This window comes from Pseudomonadota bacterium, from assembly GCA_022361155.1.
GTDB lineage: Bacteria > Myxococcota_A > Polyangia > Polyangiales > JAKSBK01 > JAKSBK01.
Genome location: JAKSBK010000358.1, coordinates 1 through 1,797, shown reverse-complemented (window position 1 = coordinate 1,797; position 1,797 = coordinate 1). Strand labels below are relative to the sequence as shown.

The following is a 1,797-nucleotide window of genomic DNA, read 5'->3' as shown; positions in this document are numbered from 1 at the left end:
GGATGTCCTTTATTGTCTCCCCTCGGGGATGGGTGAAAACCCTCGCCTTTAGGCGAAGCCTTCAGGAGGCGTAGCCGAAGCGGACTATCCTTCAGGCGGTGGTGCCGGCGCTCAGTGTCACTGCCAGGGATTGTGATCGATTGGCGTCGAGGGCTGGCGGTCGCTGGCAAGGCGCACCGACGTCCCGGTAAACAGGAGCCCCGGGGTGGGGCCGGAGCTCCTGTCGCGCCGTCTCCTGCAGGAAAACCGTCAACCGGTGATCCGTGTGGCCGACAACCTCTAGCGACCTCTCAAACGTAACCGTTCAAGCCCGGGGGGAATAGTCGCTGAAGCGAAGACCCCCCCCGTGAACGGTTGCTCTCAACCAACTCGAGGTCGTTAGGAGACCAGGATGAGACATGTAGAGCTGTTGGGGCTAGCGCTCACCGTAATGCCTATGGTCGAAGCCGCTGCGCACTCGAATGCGCATGCGCAGACCGTCGCGAACACGGCGCCGACTCAGGACGCAGCGAAGGACCCCGGCGGACAGGGAGACGCCCCGGTGTCGGTCGGCGCGGCACCCGCGGCTGGCAGCTGGCGTGCAAGCCCGGACCGAGGCGTCCGCTCCGAGCGCGCCTCCCTGGAGGTTCATGCGGGCCTGTGGGTACCGGGTCCGATGACGTTCGGCGGCAACCACAGGATCTCGGCGCATTTTGCCGCGGAAGCCAGTGTGCACGGGGCCAACCTGTTCGGTCATCGTGTGTTTGTGGGCGGCGGGCTGCAATACTCCGCTCAGAGACTCGAACGGCACCTGCAAGCGACACACACGACCATGTTGCTCGGCTACGGCTTTGCTCGCTACAGCCCGACAGGATGGTGCAACGCAAGCGGCCGTGGCTGCTTCTTTATGCAGCTTGGTCTCGGTCTAACCTTTGAAACGGCGCCACATGAACCCGAGGAGCATCACGCCCCGAAGGCCGAGCTTACAGTGCTGTTCGGCGCAGGCTATCGTTACCAGCTCGCCCGGTCGCTGACCATCGGAGCGCGCATCGACACGACCTACCTCGAGGAAGACGCCCAGCGCCAGATCGGCTGGCTCTCACCAAGTGTGCTTGTTGCCTTCACTCCCTGACCGGCGTGTCAGACGCTGCCCCCATCTGCGCGTTCGTCAGGCGAGGGACTAGCTGGACAGGGCTGCGCGTACCGCGTCTATGCGCGCGGGCAGCACGCGCGGGGGGTTGCGACGCCGCCCGGCTTGACCGGTGTGGTAGTCGATGGCGGCCTGAGAGAACTTGGCTCCGTGGGCTGTGGCGATGATGGCGACGCTGTCGCTGCGCTTGATGGTGCCATCGGATACGAGTTGCTTCGCTGCGGCCAGAGCGACGCCGGAATTGGGGCAGACGTGAACCCCGGACGCGTCGGCGGCCGCCTTGGCCTCGAGCGCCTCGGCGTCGGTCGCAGCCACGAACAAGCCGCCGAGCTCACGCGTCACCGAGACTGCCTTGTCGTACGAAACCGGATCGCCGATCCGGATGGCGCTGGCGACCGTGCGCTGCGCCTGGACGCGGACGTGGCGCAGGTAGCCTTCGGTGTGGGCCTTTACGAGCGGGCCGGCGGCGGCGGACTGTGCACCCACCAGCCGCGGGAGCTTGTCGATCACACCGAGGGCGGAAAGCTCGAGCAAGGCTTTGCCGAGCGCGCTGATGTTGCCGGCGTTACCCACGGGTATGATCATCCAGTCCGGTACGTGCCAGTCGAGTTGGTGCAGCAGCTCGATGCCGATCGCCTTCTGCCCTTCGATGCGGAAGGGATTCATGG

General features: G+C 65.5%; 2 protein-coding genes. One reads left to right on the top strand and one right to left on the bottom strand.

All coding sequences use genetic code 11. The annotated features are described in order from the left end of the window. Positions 1–391: 391 nt before the first annotated feature. Positions 392–1,111: a hypothetical protein gene (locus MJD61_13820; protein MCG8556349.1), complete on the top strand. Its 720-nt coding sequence runs from the start codon at positions 392–394 to the stop codon at positions 1,109–1,111. A 48-nt stretch (positions 1,112–1,159) separates the two neighbouring features. On the opposite strand, the gene MJD61_13815 is transcribed toward MJD61_13820, so the two are convergent. Beyond that, the coding region (locus tag MJD61_13815; GenBank protein ID MCG8556348.1) for a pyridoxal-phosphate dependent enzyme at positions 1,160–1,797 on the bottom strand (638 nt) is incomplete at its 5' end.